Source organism: Myroides odoratus, from assembly GCF_001549985.1.
GTDB classification, from domain to species: domain Bacteria; phylum Bacteroidota; class Bacteroidia; order Flavobacteriales; family Flavobacteriaceae; genus Flavobacterium; species Flavobacterium odoratum_A.
Genome location: NZ_LROZ01000004.1, coordinates 76,933 through 93,932, shown reverse-complemented (window position 1 = coordinate 93,932; position 17,000 = coordinate 76,933). Strand labels below are relative to the sequence as shown.

14 protein-coding genes are annotated in these 17,000 nt (G+C 34.6%); 5 read left to right on the top strand and 9 right to left on the bottom strand.

What is annotated here, in order from left to right:
- Positions 1–13: 13 nt before the first annotated feature.
- The 4 genes from AWV75_RS06210 to galE form a co-directional block, all read right to left on the bottom strand.
- The gene (locus tag AWV75_RS06210; RefSeq protein ID WP_060873562.1) at positions 14–655 is read right to left on the bottom strand and encodes an HdeD family acid-resistance protein; all 642 of its coding nucleotides are present in this window, start codon (positions 653–655) and stop codon (positions 14–16) included.
- Between the two features lie 123 nt (positions 656–778).
- Positions 779–2,245: a phosphoethanolamine transferase gene (locus tag AWV75_RS06205; RefSeq protein WP_231738017.1), complete on the bottom strand. Its 1,467-nt coding sequence runs from the start codon at positions 2,243–2,245 to the stop codon at positions 779–781.
- A gap of 289 nt (positions 2,246–2,534) precedes the next feature.
- Positions 2,535–3,029: a DUF4199 domain-containing protein gene (locus AWV75_RS06200; protein ID WP_060873560.1), complete on the bottom strand. Its 495-nt coding sequence runs from the start codon at positions 3,027–3,029 to the stop codon at positions 2,535–2,537.
- Positions 3,030–3,050: 21 nt separating this feature from the next.
- The gene (gene galE / locus AWV75_RS06195) at positions 3,051–4,067 is read right to left on the bottom strand and encodes a UDP-glucose 4-epimerase GalE (protein ID WP_060873559.1); all 1,017 of its coding nucleotides are present in this window, start codon (positions 4,065–4,067) and stop codon (positions 3,051–3,053) included.
- 445 nt (positions 4,068–4,512) lie between these two features.
- On the opposite strand from galE, the gene AWV75_RS06190 reads away from it, so the two are divergent.
- Positions 4,513–5,913 (top strand): glycosyltransferase, encoded by a 1,401-nt coding sequence (locus AWV75_RS06190; protein ID WP_060873558.1) that lies wholly within the window; start codon positions 4,513–4,515, stop codon positions 5,911–5,913.
- 59 nt (positions 5,914–5,972) lie between these two features.
- On the opposite strand, the gene AWV75_RS06185 is transcribed toward AWV75_RS06190, so the two are convergent.
- The gene (locus tag AWV75_RS06185; RefSeq protein ID WP_060873557.1) at positions 5,973–6,431 is read right to left on the bottom strand and encodes a PaaI family thioesterase; all 459 of its coding nucleotides are present in this window, start codon (positions 6,429–6,431) and stop codon (positions 5,973–5,975) included.
- 53 nt (positions 6,432–6,484) lie between these two features.
- Positions 6,485–7,471: a hypothetical protein gene (locus tag AWV75_RS06180; RefSeq protein WP_060873556.1), complete on the bottom strand. Its 987-nt coding sequence runs from the start codon at positions 7,469–7,471 to the stop codon at positions 6,485–6,487.
- A 249-nt stretch (positions 7,472–7,720) separates the two neighbouring features.
- Here AWV75_RS06180 and AWV75_RS06175 point away from each other — a divergent pair, with 249 nt between their 5' ends.
- Positions 7,721–8,299, top strand: a complete 579-nt coding sequence (locus AWV75_RS06175; RefSeq protein ID WP_060873555.1) for a hypothetical protein — start codon at positions 7,721–7,723, stop codon at positions 8,297–8,299.
- Between the two features lie 70 nt (positions 8,300–8,369).
- Here AWV75_RS06175 and AWV75_RS06170 read toward each other — a convergent pair whose 3' ends face one another.
- A complete protein-coding gene (locus tag AWV75_RS06170; protein ID WP_002991673.1) occupies positions 8,370–9,203 on the bottom strand; it encodes a universal stress protein in 834 nt (277 codons plus the stop codon).
- A 326-nt stretch (positions 9,204–9,529) separates the two neighbouring features.
- Positions 9,530–10,525: a hypothetical protein gene (locus AWV75_RS06165; RefSeq protein ID WP_060873554.1), complete on the bottom strand. Its 996-nt coding sequence runs from the start codon at positions 10,523–10,525 to the stop codon at positions 9,530–9,532.
- A gap of 115 nt (positions 10,526–10,640) precedes the next feature.
- Between AWV75_RS06165 and mnmE the strand changes: the two genes are divergently transcribed.
- The 3 genes from mnmE to AWV75_RS06150 all read left to right on the top strand — a co-directional run bounded on the left by mnmE (position 10,641) and on the right by AWV75_RS06150 (position 13,762).
- Positions 10,641–12,032 (top strand): tRNA uridine-5-carboxymethylaminomethyl(34) synthesis GTPase MnmE, encoded by a 1,392-nt coding sequence (gene mnmE, locus AWV75_RS06160; RefSeq protein ID WP_060873553.1) that lies wholly within the window; start codon positions 10,641–10,643, stop codon positions 12,030–12,032.
- A 181-nt stretch (positions 12,033–12,213) separates the two neighbouring features.
- Positions 12,214–13,347 carry a site-specific integrase gene (locus tag AWV75_RS06155; protein WP_060873552.1) on the top strand — a complete coding sequence of 378 codons (1,134 nt, stop codon included), beginning with the start codon at positions 12,214–12,216 and terminating at the stop codon, positions 13,345–13,347.
- 121 nt (positions 13,348–13,468) lie between these two features.
- Positions 13,469–13,762 carry a helix-turn-helix transcriptional regulator gene (locus AWV75_RS06150; protein ID WP_060873551.1) on the top strand — a complete coding sequence of 98 codons (294 nt, stop codon included), beginning with the start codon at positions 13,469–13,471 and terminating at the stop codon, positions 13,760–13,762.
- A 323-nt stretch (positions 13,763–14,085) separates the two neighbouring features.
- Here AWV75_RS06150 and AWV75_RS06145 read toward each other — a convergent pair whose 3' ends face one another.
- The gene (locus tag AWV75_RS06145) at positions 14,086–16,962 is read right to left on the bottom strand and encodes a type I restriction endonuclease subunit R (RefSeq protein ID WP_060873550.1); all 2,877 of its coding nucleotides are present in this window, start codon (positions 16,960–16,962) and stop codon (positions 14,086–14,088) included.
- Positions 16,963–17,000: the final 38 nt, after the last annotated feature.

Genomic DNA, 17,000 nt, shown 5'->3' with positions numbered 1-17,000 from the left:
ATTTTCTAACCTGTTATTCTTTGTCTATTTCTTTTCGAATTTCTTCTTGAACAGCTTCCCATTTCTTCTTTAATTCCTCACTAATTTTACCTCCTCTATTCTTAAGTTTTTTCAACTTCATTCCATACAGGATACTAAATAAACCTAGCGTCATAATAGAAAAAGCGGTCCAATATACAATGGTAAAAGCACCTGCTTCCAAATTTGTCATCATGAAAATTGCAAATAGCAGACCTAAAATTCCAAAGAGTACCATAGAGGAAATCCCCTTTACTCCATAGCCATTTAGTTCTACAGCCATACTCAAACTACGCACCGAACGGAATAATAAAACACATCCAACGTAAATTGGCAATACTTGTAATGTAATTGCAGGTTGGCTCAATAAAATCAAACCTAATACGACATCTACAATTCCGGAGAATAGAATCCATCCCCAGCCATCCAATTGTTTTCTATTGCTCAGTGCAAACACTATTTCTGCAATTCCTGAAAAGAAAAACAGCCAACTAAACAATAGGGCTAGTGATAAATAAGATGCAACAGGCGTCATCATGATGAAGATTCCAGCAATAATGAATACTACTCCTAAAATTACAGGAAGATACCAATGCTTTACATTTTGCTTAATGCGATTTAAAATAATACTACTCATATGTTTATCTTTTCTTTTAAAGATACAACTTTATTAGCTTTTGTGAAAAAAAAATCAAAAAATAGCCTTTAAAATAAAAACACAATTAGTATTCATATTAAATTTCCTTAATTAAATAGATTATTAATCACTTTCTACGTCTTCATAACGAACGACATTAAAACTAGGGGAAAGAACTTTTAAGGCTGTATTAGGGTCTTTGCATTCCAATCCTTTCACTCCCATTAAATCACTGACAATCGAATAGATATTGGTCGTTGAGATTGGAGTCTGATTCCTGCCTACTATTTTATAGCCTTCCGCCACTGAATCGCTATGCCAAATAACAAAAGGCACCTCTAACCCCTTTTGTGTAAAACCGTGAACAAACTTATCCTTGCGTTGGGTTTGTCCGTGATCTGAAACATATAATACGATGCTTTTTTGGTGATCCACCTTTTTAATGATTTCATCTAACACATAGTCGGTATAAAGTATACTATTGTAATAGGCATTAATGAGTGGACGATCATCGCTATGAAAACGCTTAAAGGCTTCAGGGTAACGTTCGCTTACTTTCATATGACTTCCTTTTAGATGAATAAACACCAAACGCTTCTTACTCGAATCCTGTAGTGCTTGCTCTAACATTGGAAGTACAACCTCATCATGCGATTTCTCTTTTATATGTTGCTTATGCTTTGCATCTTTCGTTATAATACTGTACAGATTTTCATAGATTCCTATTTCATCTTGATTTGACAACCAATAGGTTTCCCATTGTTGCGTACTATTTGCTAGTCCGATAATATTGTCATTCAACGCCTCCAATTTAAAATCTTTCTTGTCCACTGGCACTCCTTTGGACAACATGAAGGTTAAGGCTGTATTTGTAAATGAACTTGGAGCAACGGCGTAATCGTAAATCAATATATTAGACAATCGCTTGTTCAGTAAAGGTGTTGTTTCAAGGGAGGAACCATAAATCTGCAATGCGTCTTTACGCGCTGACTCTCCTAGCACGACGACAATGGTTTCCAAATCTGTATCTTCAACTGAAAAATCCGGATACACCATGTGCTGTTTTTTGATCTCTGCCAACTCTTTAATAAAACGATTGGCTTCATAAAAAGAAGCCATATTATATAGGGGAGTATTGGTCAACATATTGTATTTCGCCATCCATCCCATCGATTCACCAGTCAAAATTTTATCTTTTTGATAAAAACTATACGATTTAAATCCGATAGGGTATATCAACAAAACCACAGTTAGAAGAAGTACATATCTCGCTTTCAGTTTATGCTGAACCAATCGATACATTCCGAACAACAAAGCAGCATAATACAAGAATAGCAATACAATTGTTACTTTAAATGTCAATAATGCTTCTAATGCCTCTGACTTATTCGTTGTTAAAAAATTATAGGCCAACGCTACATTAAAGGATTCTTTGTACAGTAGAAAGCTCATAATTGTCAAACCGTTATTTGCAACAAATACCATCAACAACAAGGCTCCCAAATACTTTCCTATATGTGCGATCTTCCAACAAGCAAGAATGATACCTAAAAGTACTACATTGTTTAAAAAGAGTCGAAACTCCAACATAGTATACCGTATAAAGTACAGAATATTAGGTAAGAAAACCAATAAAAACAAACCGATGAAAAGATACTGTTCTTTTCTTTTTTTCGTTAAAATCATAAAGTAATGCAAATCGATAATCAAGTATTGGACCTTTACTTTCTCAATTCAAAACAGTAAATCCCTTTTCTTCCTGGTTTCAGGAAATCGGCTGCAAACTTATTAGAAAAAAATAAATTTAACAATTATTTAAAACTAGAACGCTCTTTTTCTTAAAAAAACTAAAGTTTAATTTTTAGTTCGTTTCCACTTTCTATTCGCTTTTAGTGTTTTTTGATTTAATAAAGATCATAACAATAGCAGTGGTAACCACGCCCATCATCAAAGCCATCAGGAACCCTTGTCTGGCGTAATTTCCATAATTAAAATAACTAGCTGCATCAGCTTCATTGGCGTAATATCCTAATTCAACTGATCGCTTAATTACGACAGGAAAGAATTCAGGTGTAATTACATAGCTCGTAATCCACTGTGTTAAAGGACTTAGTATCGCAATAATCAAAGAAAGTACTATACCGGATAACATTCCTTCTCCATAATTCATATCTCCGTCATAGAAGTTCTTTTTCTTATCCTTTAAAGCAAGGACCATAATTACGATAGCAGGAATAGCGAATAAATTTGTTAAGTATAAATGATAATCAATATATTGATCATGTAGTCCCGTTACTTTTTCGAGCACCATCCACAGCAATCCTACAACAGAAAAAATAACGCCCCATTTTACTTCGATACTAATATTTTTCATTGGTCTATTTTTATTTTTTGTTTAGTAGTTTCTCAATTTTCTTTCCCAATTCCAAGCACTAGCTAACATATCATCTAGGTTCTTTGTGGGTTTCCAACCTAAAACGCGTTCGATTTTATCTGTATTTGCCCATGCTTTATCTATATCGCCAGGGCGGCGTTCTACTATCTTGTAGTTAATGTTGATTCCACTCACTCGTTCAAATGAATGTACAAGTTCCAATACAGAATATCCTTGACCATTCCCTACATTAAAAGCTTCTACTTGTTCCTTATTTTCTTTTTTCAACAAATATTCCATGGCACGTACATGTGCATCTGCCAAATCAACCACATGAATATAATCTCGTACACAGGTTCCATCAGCAGTATCGTAATCGTCTCCATAAATAGATAAATAAGGACGAATTCCCACTGCAGTCTGTGTGATATAAGGAATCAGATTATAAGGTACACCTACTGGAGATTCACCAATGAATCCCGATTCATGTGCTCCAATAGGATTAAAATAACGCAATAAAACCGCTTGCAACGGGTATACTTTGGCTAAATCCACGATAATCTCCTCCCCTACTTGTTTGGTATTTCCATAAGGAGAAAGTGCAGTTTTAATCGACTCTTCTTCTGTAATTGGCATCACTTCACCTTGTCCATACACGGTACAAGAAGAGCTGAAAATGATTTTATCCAATCCGTTATGCTTCATCGCTGAAAGCACATTAATTAAAGAGAAGAAATTATTTTCGTAATAGGCTAAAGGTTCTGTCATACTCTCTCCTACTGCTTTTGAAGCGGCAAAGTGAATGACTCCCCCAATATCTTGATGCGTTTCAAAAAACTGAAAAACGCTTGATTTATCACGTAAATCTATTTTTTCAAATAGAGGTGCGTGCCCCGTAATATTTTTAATTCCCTCTACCACATCTACAACTGCATTGGATAAATCGTCAATAATCACTACCTCATAGCCTTTTTGCTGCAAAGCAACCACTGTATGAGACCCTATAAATCCTAGTCCACCTGTTACTAGTATTTTCATCCTATTTAATATAAAAATTATCTCTCAAAGATAACAGATTTTTAAACGTTTGAATTGTAAAATTTCAATCCCAAGCAGCAAAATACAAAACGCTACCTGAAAAAAAGAACCAATAATAGGCTCGAATTTCTATTTTTCTTCTGCTGAGCTCCGTCTGGTATTCACTATTTGTGCATTTTGTATTCCTTCTTTACTAGCAGTACAAGAGCATTTTCCCTACTATCTGATGTTTCATTTCTTTGGAATGTATCTAAACAATGTGTTGTCCAATTCAACAATATGGGGAAGTGAGGAAGCCAAAAACACTGCAAAACCCCAGTAAAATCGAATGGCACACATCTTGCATTACTAGTTACATGAGATTAAGATCTCCTCAGGTTTCTTGTTTTTCACTCCATTCAGGAGCAGAATCAAGACACAATCTATTCCACTAATTCAAACACATATGAAAACAAACAAAGTCCCCCAGCTTGCGTATTCATCTCTCGATACTTCGCAAAACTCGAATAAACAGCAACGCTTTAGTCTAACGGATTATTTGGTGTTAGCGCTAACTTTTGTCCTATTATTTAGTAGTGTGGTTATACTTTATCACTTCCACCCCTACTTTGAGCGTATGCAATTGAAACGACTAGAAGGTTGGGGAGGACAATTATTCTTTGGACTTAGTATGGCCCTTTTAGCTGTACAGGTACTCTTCTTATGCTATATTTTTTATCAATACTTTAGATATAAACCCGTTGCTCCAGTTGGGGATAGTGAACTACCAACTTGTACTGTTATTGTTCCCGCCTATAATGAAGGGCGTTTAGTGTACGATACCTTATTAAGTTTGGCGCAAAGTGAATATCCTGCAGAAAAATTAGAGCTTATTTCTTTTGATGATGGTAGTAAAGACGACACTTGGATTTGGATGCAAAAAGCGAAAGCAGTATTGGGATCTCGTGTTGAAATTTATCAACAACCTCGTAATATGGGGAAAAGACACGCCCTATACCGTGGATTTAAATTAGGTCAAGGAGAAGTATTTGTAACCGTAGATAGTGATTCGATTGTACGAAAAGATACCTTGAGACAATTAGTAAGTCCATTTGCTCATAATGAATTATGTGGAGCCGTTGGTGGTAACGTATTGGTATTAAACACTGAAGACGGAATTATTCCAAAAATGCTGAATGTAAGTTTTGTCTTTAGTTTTGAATTTATTCGATCAGCACAAAGTGCATTAAACAGTGTATTGTGTACACCAGGAGCGCTTGCCGCTTACCGCAGAGAAGCTGTAATGAATTGTTTAGAACAATGGATTAACCAAACGTTTATGGGAACGCCTTCTGATATTGGAGAAGATCGCGCGATGACGAATATGATCTTAAAACAAGGATACCATGTATTGTTTCAGAAAAATGCTTATGTACTAACCAACACGCCAGAAAATTTCAAAGGTTTATACAAGATGTTTATCCGTTGGGAACGCAGTAATGTGAGAGAAAATATCATGATGAGTAAATTTGCCTTCCGTAAATTTAGAACAGGACCTACAATTGGACCTCGTATTTTACTCTTGAATCAATGGTTAAAAGTTATTTTAGCTTATCCTATGATGCTCTTGATGTTATATCTAATCCTTAGCTATCCGATTATGTTTATCAGTAGTGCTTTGGCTGGTATATTAATCTTCTCGTCTATTCAAGTTCTGTTTTACGCGAAGAAATACAACCTGAAAGATTCATTTTGGGCTTATACGTATAGTATTTTTTACACCTTTACTCTCTTCTGGATTACGCCTTATGCAATTGCTACAGCCAATCGAAGAGGCTGGTTAACACGAACACTTCCTACTAAATAATAGTAGATATCCATAGTTGAAAAAGCGAGCTACCGGTTAGGATAGCTCGCTTTCTATTTCTATTCTTCTTTTAATCGAATGGCTAGAATTTCACCTGTAGCACAAAGTGTATCATTGGCTGATAAGGTCATATCCACCCACACCTTTCTGCCTTCTATACTTCTCAACTTTCCTTTCAAAACTAAAGGAACCCCCATAGGAGTCATCGCTTTAAAATCTACTTTGAGTGAAGCCGTTACACAACGTACAGGAATTGGTTCTTCCAACGGTAGGTTTTCTGCCAAACAGATAAAAGCAGCTGCTGATCCTGTTCCATGACAATCCAGTAAAGAAGCAATTAAACCGCCATATACACTTTCTGGTAAAGCTGTAAATTCTGGTTGGGGCGTAAAATGAGCCACAGTCTCCCCTTCACCCTCTACATACGTTTTCAGTTGATGTCCTGCTGGGTTTAATTTTCCACATCCATAACAGTGGGCTAAGTTTTCTGGATATAAGTCCTGTATTGCCTTTTTCATATTCTATTTTTTAGTTGAGCTAAAAAGGTTACTATTTTAGCTGATTTGTAACATTATTGTGCTTGGAATTCTTCTAAAATCGCTTTGTACAATTGGTACCCGCGTTGAAAATCCCCATCCTCTACATAGCGAATCGCTTGCGCCAATAATTGCTCTTCCTCTGAAGCATTACGACTAACATAACGCTGCATTTCCTCTTGAAAGGTTTGCTTACTTGTGCGAAATCCAGCAATGACTACCACTCCTTCTTCTTGAATATAGAGGTATTCAAATTCTTTTAGATAAGCCTCTGCCAATTGCCATTTTTGATCTTCAATAAAGGTGTGCAAACGGCGTAATAATTCATGAGGATAACTCGCTTCTACAATGGAAACCACAGATTCAAGATTCCAATCTTTGTACTTTTTTTGTTTAAACGTCATGTGATTGGGATACAGATCTTCTCTCGTGGTATAGGTCTTTTCAATATAATGTGTAAAATCATCCTGAAGGGCTTGTGGCAATTGAGTCAACTGATTTTTAATGCGGCGTTTTTTAAATACAGGAGTACACGTTCCCCATACTTCAGGTTTACATTGAAAAGAGAGGTGAACAACAAGCATTTGCTGATTGTATAAAATAAGATAGGACAATGGCATGGTTGCTCCATGCTTTTGACTGCAGTAAAAAAGAGGGATAAAAACCGCTTGTTTCCAATCGTACGTCTTAAACCATACAGCTTCACTATAAAACATGAGCATGGAAGATTCATACCGCGGATGTTCATACACGAAATTTGCTTCGCCTAAATCATTCTTCAATTTTAATGTAATAGCCGAGGGCAAACCAATGTAATCAAAGGCTCTTTTACCATCATAGTTATTACACGCAGCACTCACCTTTATGTATAAACTTGTGTCACCATCTTCATCTAACCACATTTTAACTGCTGTCAACTCATCCTGATTCAAGGATTGAGCAGAAAGAATAGTCGATCCTAAAAAGAAAATGCCCAAGCATAGCAGCATGCGGTGGATGTTAGAAAAGAAATTTTCTATCATTTGTTCTCAATTTTACATCAAAACTAACGTAATTAAATTCAAAATGGTATAAAATGTATCCTATTTTTCGGCAATTCATTAATTATTCAAACAATACCCTCTATTTCCTATATTAAAACTATAATTTTTCACAATAGTTCTAAAAATAAAAATAAAATTATCTTAAAAATTTCCTTTCACAACTCTTTTTTATAAAAATAAATAACTTATCTTAGGCCTCTATAAAATTGTAATACAAAAAGTGACTCAATGAAAAGAATAAAACGTATTTTACTACTTGCCTCCCTAGCACTAACAAGTACTGTTTTTGCACAGAGCAACGTTAAAACCATTACAAATCAATTCTCTACTTTGTTTAATACTTCATCTAACTATCAGAATTTTAAAATTGTTGATAAACAAAGTCTACTGGATTTACAACATAATGTAGAGGATTCTCTTCGTCAATATAAAACCAATACAACAGCGAATCAAGCGCTTATTGATCAGCATAAACAAGACCTAGAAACGGCAACGCAAAAACTTGCTAAGGCTGAAGAGGAATTGAAAACTTCTTTAGCCAAGGAAGAACACTTTGAATTTTTGGGTATTACTGCAAACAAAAACACGATACAAACCGTTATACTTGCATTATTTGCTTTTATGTTTGTCTTGGTGGCTCTATTCTACTACCGCTTTAAAAAATGTCATGTAGATACGAAAGAGGCGCTTCTCAAATTAAAAGAAACAGATGAGGAATTGGAAGAATTCCGCAAATCTTCTTTGGAGCGAGAACAAAAAATAAGAAGACAACTGCAAGACGAAATCAATAAAAACAAAATGGAGTAAGTGGTTTTACAGCCAAGTACGCCATAAAAAAAGTCGTAAAGTAAATAATACTTTACGACTTTTTTTATGGCTATTCCTCATGGAAGGCTATGATCGGCACATGAGTATGGTAACTTAATTTTTTTGTCATACTTGAAGTGAACAATTTTTCTAAGAAACTTCTATTGCGCTTCACCGATACAAGCAAATCAATATTTTCTTTATCTAGGAACGTAAAGATTTCTTTTTCTACGTCTTTTCCTTCTACTAATGTGAAGGTAATTGGATGTCCGTCGTAATACTCTAACCAGCTTTCTACAACTTCGCGATTTACTTTCTCCACATCTTCAATGACATGAATACATTTAATCGTAGCATCATATCCTTTGGCAATCTTTACCAATTTGTCTAATACAATTTTGTCGCTCGCCGCAAATAAAGTTGAAAATGCAATGGAATTGATTCCATTAAAAACCGCATCGTGTGGTACACTTAATACGGGCGCTTTCAAAGAGTTAATTGCATTCACGGTATTAGATCCTAACAATTTTCTATCCCATCCTGAATTCCCATTGGTTCCCATTACCACTAGGTCGATTTCTTCTTCTTCTACTCTTTTCTTCAAAATTGTATTCAAGAAACCTTCTTCAAGAATGAAATGCATCGGTACGTGATCTAAGTTATTTTCTTTAGCGATATCGCGGATGAAAGGTACTTGATCTTTAAAGTTTTCAAAATTGCTTAATTCAATCGATTTATATACATCTTGAACCATCACAGGATTAGCTGTTGCAGAAATTACTGGCATTTCATAAGCATGTAATACAAAAAGGGTTGCTTTTTGACTATCTGCCATTTTTAGCGCGTATATTAAAGCGTTATTTGCTGTCTCTGAGAAGTCTGTTGGAAAAAGTATTTTTTTCATAGTAGTGTTAATTTTGATTTCTATAAAGATAAGAATTTAAGCTTAGTTTTTGAGTTTCCTGCACTCAAAAAACACAGTATTTATTGGTATCTTTTTGTTAGTGTTATTCGTTGTTTGTTGCTTTTTTGTTCTTTGCACTTTGTTCTTTGCACTTTGTGCTTTGCTCTTTGTGCTTTGCTCTTTGTGCTTTGTGCTTTGCTCTTTGTGCTTTGTTACTTGTTGTTTGTTACTTGTTGTTTGTTGTTTGTTGTTTGTTGTTTGTGTAGTTTGATTAATTTATCAAAAAACAAAAAAACAAAGAGCAAACCGTGCAAAGAGCAAATAACTCACCTCTTTATCTCTTGATGTATACCAAATGTTTTGGCGTAATTCATTTCCATATTGCCCTTCGTAATCGTTATTTTATATTGATTGGGAGCCACAGCACTCAATACGACATAATCACTCATCACCTCCTTCGATATAATATAGCCATTCGCTGGGAGTACGTCATAAATTTTGGTCTTCCAATATGAAACAAATAATTGTACAACGAGATCTGGATCTCCAACGATTTCTACTTCTTTAATTTCGGTTACTCCTTCTCCAAATGCTCCCATCCAATCGGGATGTTCTTCTATGGTATAAATTACGCGGAGGTACTCGTCTTTTTTAATAGAAATTCCCGGAACATAGGTGTCTATAAGGGTATTGCCTTTTCGCTTTTGGTCTTTATATGCCATGCCTTTCGTAAGCTGCAAATAGACGCCAAAACGGGAAACAACAAAATTGTAATCCAACTTCCTAAAAACGGTAAAATCTGGGACAGATGACAAAACATCTAGCTGTCGTTCTAGTAAATCATAACCACTCAAATCTGTCTGCTCTATTTTCCTCTCCGTTTTCGTCTTTTTTTCTTGCATTATGCTCTTATCACCAGTGCTCCCATCGCTCTGGTTGATGATTCTTGTTTTTTGATACAGGCTATCGCGATTGTAGTTTTTTCCTGCTTGTATAAATTGCATCTCCAAGAATTGGTTTTTCCACTCTTCTTCATAACACAGCAAACAGATTTTTTCTTTTACTTGGGTCTGTACGTTTGTTGTATTCTTTCTCAATCCTTGTTTTACCACCTCTCCAACTGCAGGGTTTTGGATGTTTACCTCTCGCTGTTTTAATTTCAGGTGATTGGCATCTAATACTTTTTCAATGCGCTCTACAAACACCAAACCATCGGAGGATAACGCTCCTACCTCTTCTCTTGTTTTTTCTGACATTCGATAGGTTTGAGCAAAAAATACAAGGCTGTATAAACAGCACAAAAGAAGCATTATCTTTTTCATTGGTTATGACTTTACCCTCAAATATAATGAATTAAATGACATCATTTCTTCGATGAGGGTCCTGGTATTAGATTGCCGAATAAATAGTATCTTTGTCCATATTTTAGAGGTACAAATGATATTACAAGATACTATTGTTGCTTTGGCAACGCCTTCGGGTGCTGGGGCAATTGCCATTATACGTGTATCGGGGAAAGAGGCTATTGCTTTGGTTAACGGCATTTTTCAATCGATCAAAAAGAAAGATTTAACGAAACAAAAAACGCATACCCTACATCTCGGACATATTGTGGATGGGGAACGTGTATTGGACCAGGTTTTGGTTTCTGTATTTAAAAATCCGCATTCTTATACGGGTGAGGATACGATTGAAATTTCGTGTCACGGCTCTACCTTTATTCAGCAGCAAATCATTCAACTTTGCTTGCGCAAAGGGGCTAAAATGGCACAACCTGGTGAGTTTACCATGCGCGCGTTCTTAAATGGAAAATTAGATCTATCGCAAGCAGAAGCGGTTGCGGATTTAATTGCTTCGGATAATGAGGCGAGTCACCAAATTGCCATGCAGCAAATGCGTGGTGGTTTCTCCAATGAAATCGCATTATTGCGAGAACAACTGCTGAACTTCGCTTCGCTTATTGAATTGGAATTGGACTTCTCAGAAGAGGATGTTGAATTTGCTGATCGCACGCAATTCAAAGCACTCATCGATCGTATTGAATTTGTCCTAAAACGCTTAATCGACTCTTTTGCGGTTGGAAATGTAATCAAAAACGGTATTCCAGTTGCCATCGTAGGGGAACCTAATGTGGGGAAATCAACCTTATTAAATGCTTTACTAAACGAGGAACGTGCCATCGTCTCTGATATCGCCGGAACTACACGGGACACCATCGAGGATGAATTGGTTATCGACGGCATCGGTTTCCGCTTTATTGATACGGCCGGAATTCGCGAAACGAAGGATGTGGTAGAGAGCATCGGTATTCAGAAGACATTTGAGAAAATTGAAGCGGCTCAAGTAGTCATCTACTTGATTGACGGTGGTCAGTTAACGGATCAATCCATCGAACAAATCAATATCGAACTGGAGAAATTAAAGAATAAATACCCATTAAAGCCTCTTCTTGTGGTGTGTAATAAACAGGACCTCCTCACACCAGAACAAATTGACTTATTTCAATCGCAAATTAATGGGTTGATGCTAATGTCTGCAAAAGCAAATCTGGGTATAGACGAGCTAAAACAAACGCTATTGGGCTTTGTAAATACGGGAGCGCTACGCAATAATGAAACAATTGTAACCAATACCCGCCACTACGACTCACTCCTCAAAGCATTAGAGGAAATCGAAAAGGTGAAATGGGGCCTACAAACGAATCTCTCCGCAGATCTCATGGCCATCGATATTCGCCAGGCCCTCTACTTCTTCGGGGAAATTACAGGGCAAGTGACCAACGATGAGCTACTGGGGAATATTTTTGCGAATTTTTGTATCGGTAAATAACTTGTCTTTTTAATACTTTTATTTGATTCAAAATACTTTGAAAATCAAATAGTTAAGTGTTAAATATTTTTATAAGATGTCCTTATTTTCTATATTAGTCTCAACATATTCACAACATAATAAAAAAGTGTTGTGAAAGTGTTGTGAAAAATTGGTCTCCCTTAACCTAATATAGATTACTATGACTATCACACTGAAACAAAGAAAATTACCAAGTGGAAGAATAAGCCTTCTAATTGAGTATACAAAAGGAGTTGAAGTTTCTTCTTCTGGAAAAAAGAAGTATATCAGAGAATTTGAAAACCTAAAACTCTTTTTGCATGGTGCTCCTAACAGTCCAAAGGAGAGAAAGGAAAACAAAGAAGCGCTACAAATGGCTGAGAATATCTTAGCCATCAGACAAAGTGAAGACCTTCGAGGTAAATACGGAATTAAAAACAAACACAAAGGACAACGTTGTTTCCTAGACTTCTTTCACGAAAAAATGGAAGAGAAGTACGAAAGTCCTAAAAACTATGGAAACTGGGCTGCTAGTTTTCTTCACTTAAAAAAATGTATCTCTACTACTTTTACTTTTGATGAAGTAGATGATGAATTTTTAAAAAAAGTCAGACATTACTTTGATACAAAGGCCCTTACTAAAAGTAAACTTCCGCTTTCATTAAACTCAAAGTACTCCTATCTCAATAAATTTAGAGCTGCACTTCGATTAGCCTTTGAAGAAGGGTATCTAACGATTAACTATGCTCAAAAAGTAAAGAGTTTTAAACAAGCGGAAAGTCAAAGAGAGTATCTTACGTTTAATGAGGTACAACGTCTGGTAAAAACAGATTGTAAATACGAAGTGCTTAAACGTGCCTTTTTATTCTCTTGTTTAACTGGTCTTCGCTGGTCGGATATTAATAAGCTTGTTTGGTCTGAGGTAAGAGACGAAGATGATGCTTGTAGAGTCATCTATAGACAAGAAAAAACAGAAGGTGTTGAATATCTTTATATCTCTAAACAAGCAAGAGATCTCTTAGGAGAAAGAGAATCACTGAATCAACTCGTTTTTACTAATCTTAAATATTCTGCTATTTACAATAATGAAATTGTCCGTTGGTGTAACCGAGCGGGTATTCACAAGCATATTACCTTCCATAGTGCGAGACACACCAATGCGGTACTCCTCTTAGAGAATGGCGCGGATATTTACACGGTTTCTAAACGTTTGGGACATCGTGAAATCCGTACGACTCAAATCTATGCCAAGATCATTGATAGTAAAATGAAAGAAGCCTCTGAGCTTATTCCAGAACTTAAGTTTGGGTTTTAAACTAAGGGCTTAATTTTAAAATGATAATTACACTAAAGCCAAGTGGTACTTGAAAGTACACTTGGCTTTAGTCTTTTATGATATAACTGTAGTTTGCTTCTAAATTTAAAAACAATTGACTATGGAGGCTATTAAACTTATTCTTGAAAAGCTTGACTATTTAGAGCAGCTCATCATTTCTAATCACAAGGAAATTCTGTCTGTGGAAGAACTAGAGAAATATACTGGTTTTAAAAAATCGTATATCTATCACCTGGTTCACTACAATAAAATCCCCTACTCTAAACCTAATGGTAAATACTTGTTCTTTCAGAAATCTGAAATTAATGAGTGGCTGCTAAAAAACAAGTATTTGTCTGATGATCAAATCCAAGAAAAAGCGCGCGAATATGTCTTAAAAAAGAAGGATACTTAGGTTAATTTTTGAGGTTTTAAATGTTGAGGCAAAAAGTTAAAGAGCTTTGGTGGTCGAGGGTTACAAAGAATGTAGTACGTCTGAAATTTACATTTGAAAAAAATGTTAGCGTAAAATTGTAAAAAGTAGATTAGTACAAACATAAAAAAACCGATAGCGTAGGCTATCGGTTTTTGAGGATATTAAAGAGGGATTTACACCCTACTCCGTATGTCTTATAAATTGCGGCTTTCAGGTTTTTATATTTTTTATGGCATAAACTAGTCGAGTTTTTAAATTAATGATTTTTATTCATTTTAATCAGAGTATAATTAAATGAACCATTAGTATCCCGATATTCCATTCACAAAAGTATCAACGAATCCCATAATTTTTCCTAAAATACGATCTCCTGTTTCTTTAAATTTTAGAACACTTGGTTTACCATCTTTTCTTAAGCTCAGTAAATCATCTCGCAAAGGTTCTCTTTCAGAGAATAAATAGTTTTCTATTAGTTTTTCTGTTTGATCTCTGTATAAATTTTCTGTCTGAACTAATTTAACCAATGCTGATTCTTGTTCCTTAACCCAGAATTTATCGAACTCTTCAGTGATATTATCCGTATCTTCAATTAAGGGTAAATTTTCTTGAATAAACTTCTCTATTAATTCTCGTTTACTTCGAAGAGATACTTCCGTATTTAATAAATTAGAAATCTCTTTTTCAATAGTTTCTTTATCCTTATCTGTTTGTTTTGATTTGAATGTAATTAATAACTGTAGGATATAATTTACATTAATTGTATCTCTTCTTATAAGTTCAAGTTCAAAATCAATATCATTTAGAATTGAAGTTTTCTCTGGTGTAAAATTATCAGAACCTAATTTATCTTTTAAATCTAAATACTTACTAGTATAATCAGCAAATATTTGTTCTTCTAAATCTAAATCTTCCCAGTTAAACTCAGTAAAATGAGTCATCTTCTTATGAAGTCTTATAAGAGTACGAAATGCTAAGATAAATTTCAATTTTTCATCCTCAGAATATAGTCCATCTACAGCATCAACTCTCGGAACAAGCTCTAATAGTTTTTCTGTAGCCTCATTAAATTTATCAACATATTTCTCATAAGGTTCAACTATAATCTCATCAATAGCTTCTTTATTACTAAATAAAGCAATTGCTTGATCTGTCTTCTCCTTCAAATTGCGGAAGCATACTATATTCCCTTGTGTCTTATTCTTATCTAAAATTCTATTTGTACGACTAAAGGCTTGAATAAGGCCATGATACTGTAAATTCTTATCTACATATAATGTATTTAAATATTTGCTATCAAATCCGGTTAAAAACATATTGGCAACCAAAAGAATATCTGTTTCATTTTGCTTAGATTTCTTTGCCACAGCATTGTAATAGTTATAGAAACCTTCTGTATCCTTTATATTGTGTTTCTCTTCAAACTGATTATTAAAATCGTCGACATATAACTCAAGCAATTCTCTTCGATGAGGAACATAATTGCTCTGATATTCAAGAGGTGATTCAGCAGTCATATTTAGCTGATTTACAACTTGCTCTTCCATCTCATCTTCATTTTGAGCAAAACTAAATATAGTAGCAATCTTTAAATCGTGTTCTCCATCCTGTTTCTTTCTTTTAAAAATCTCATAATATTTGATAACTGCGTCAATATCCTGTACACACATCATCGCACAGAACTTTTTATTTTGTGTTTTTTGATTGTGATATTGCACAATATAATCTACAATAGCTTCTTTACGCTCAGGAGCTTCATAAACTTCAGCTTCATTAATTTGCTCTATTTGTAAATCAATGATATGATCCTTCTTCTTAAATGTTTGAATGTACTCAACCGAAAACTTCAAGACATTCTCATCGCGTATTGCATCAGTAATAACATACTTGTGCAAACAGTTTCCGAAAAGACTAGCTGTTGTTTTCTCTCCATTAGCATTCTCAGCTAATATTGGGGTTCCTGTAAAACCAAATAATTGAATATTAGTAAAATATTGTACTATATTTTTATGGGTATCACCAAATTGAGAGCGATGACATTCATCAAAAATAAAAACCATACGCATGTCCTTTATGGATTTCATCTTTGATACATTTCTACCAGATATAGCATTGTTTAATTTCTGAATCGTAGTTACAATAATACTAACATTCGGATCAATAAACTTCTTAATCAAATCGTCTGTATTGGTAGCCGAGCTAACAGATCCCTTACTAAACTTATCATATTCTTGATTGGTTTGATAATCTAAATCCTTTCGATCTACAACAAACACAACTTTTCTAATAGCAGGTATTTTAGATAAAATTTGACTCGCTTTAAAACTTGTCAATGTTTTTCCACTACCAGTAGTATGCCAGATATATCCATTCTTTTCAATATTATAACCATTGAGCACTTCATTTTCTGTTACTTTTTTAATAATACTCTCCACAGCATAATACTGATAGGGACGAAGAACCATTAAACGCTTATCTGTCTCATTAAGAACAATGTATTTACAAATCATCTTACTCACGTGACAAGGTTCTAAGAATTGATCTGTAAAACCGTTTAAAATATTATTTAAAGGATTATTAAGCTCGTCTGTCCAATGAAACGTCTGTAGGAATTCTGGTAAGTGAGTTCCAAAATTACTGTAATACTTCGTATTAATTCCATTACTTATTACAAACAACTGTACATATTGAAATAAAGCTTTTCCTGAACCATAACTATGTTTTTGGTATCGGTTAATTTGATTGAAAGCTTCTTTTAATTCAAGTCCTCTTCTTTTTAATTCAATTTGTACCAAAGGAAGACCATTAATTAAAAGTGTAACATCGTAGCGATTTACATATTTTCCTTCTTGCGTAATCTGATTTGTTACTTGGTATTCATTCTGACACCAATGCTCAACATTTAGAAATTCAAAATATAGATTATCTCCGTTATCTCTAATAATATGGTGCTTTTTCTCTCGTAAAGTTTTTGCTTTTTCAAAGACAGATCCTTTGTTAAGTATATTTAGTACTTTCTCAAATTCACTAGCACTAAATTCAATTCGATTATGCTTTTCTAATTGTACTTTTAAATTAGCCAACAACTCTGCTTCATTGGCAATAGAAACGTATTTATAACCCATTTTCTGCAATTGGATTACCAATTGCTCTTCTAAAAACTGTTCAGACTGCTTACTCAAAATAATTATGAATTAGGAGTTAAAAAAGGTGAATATTT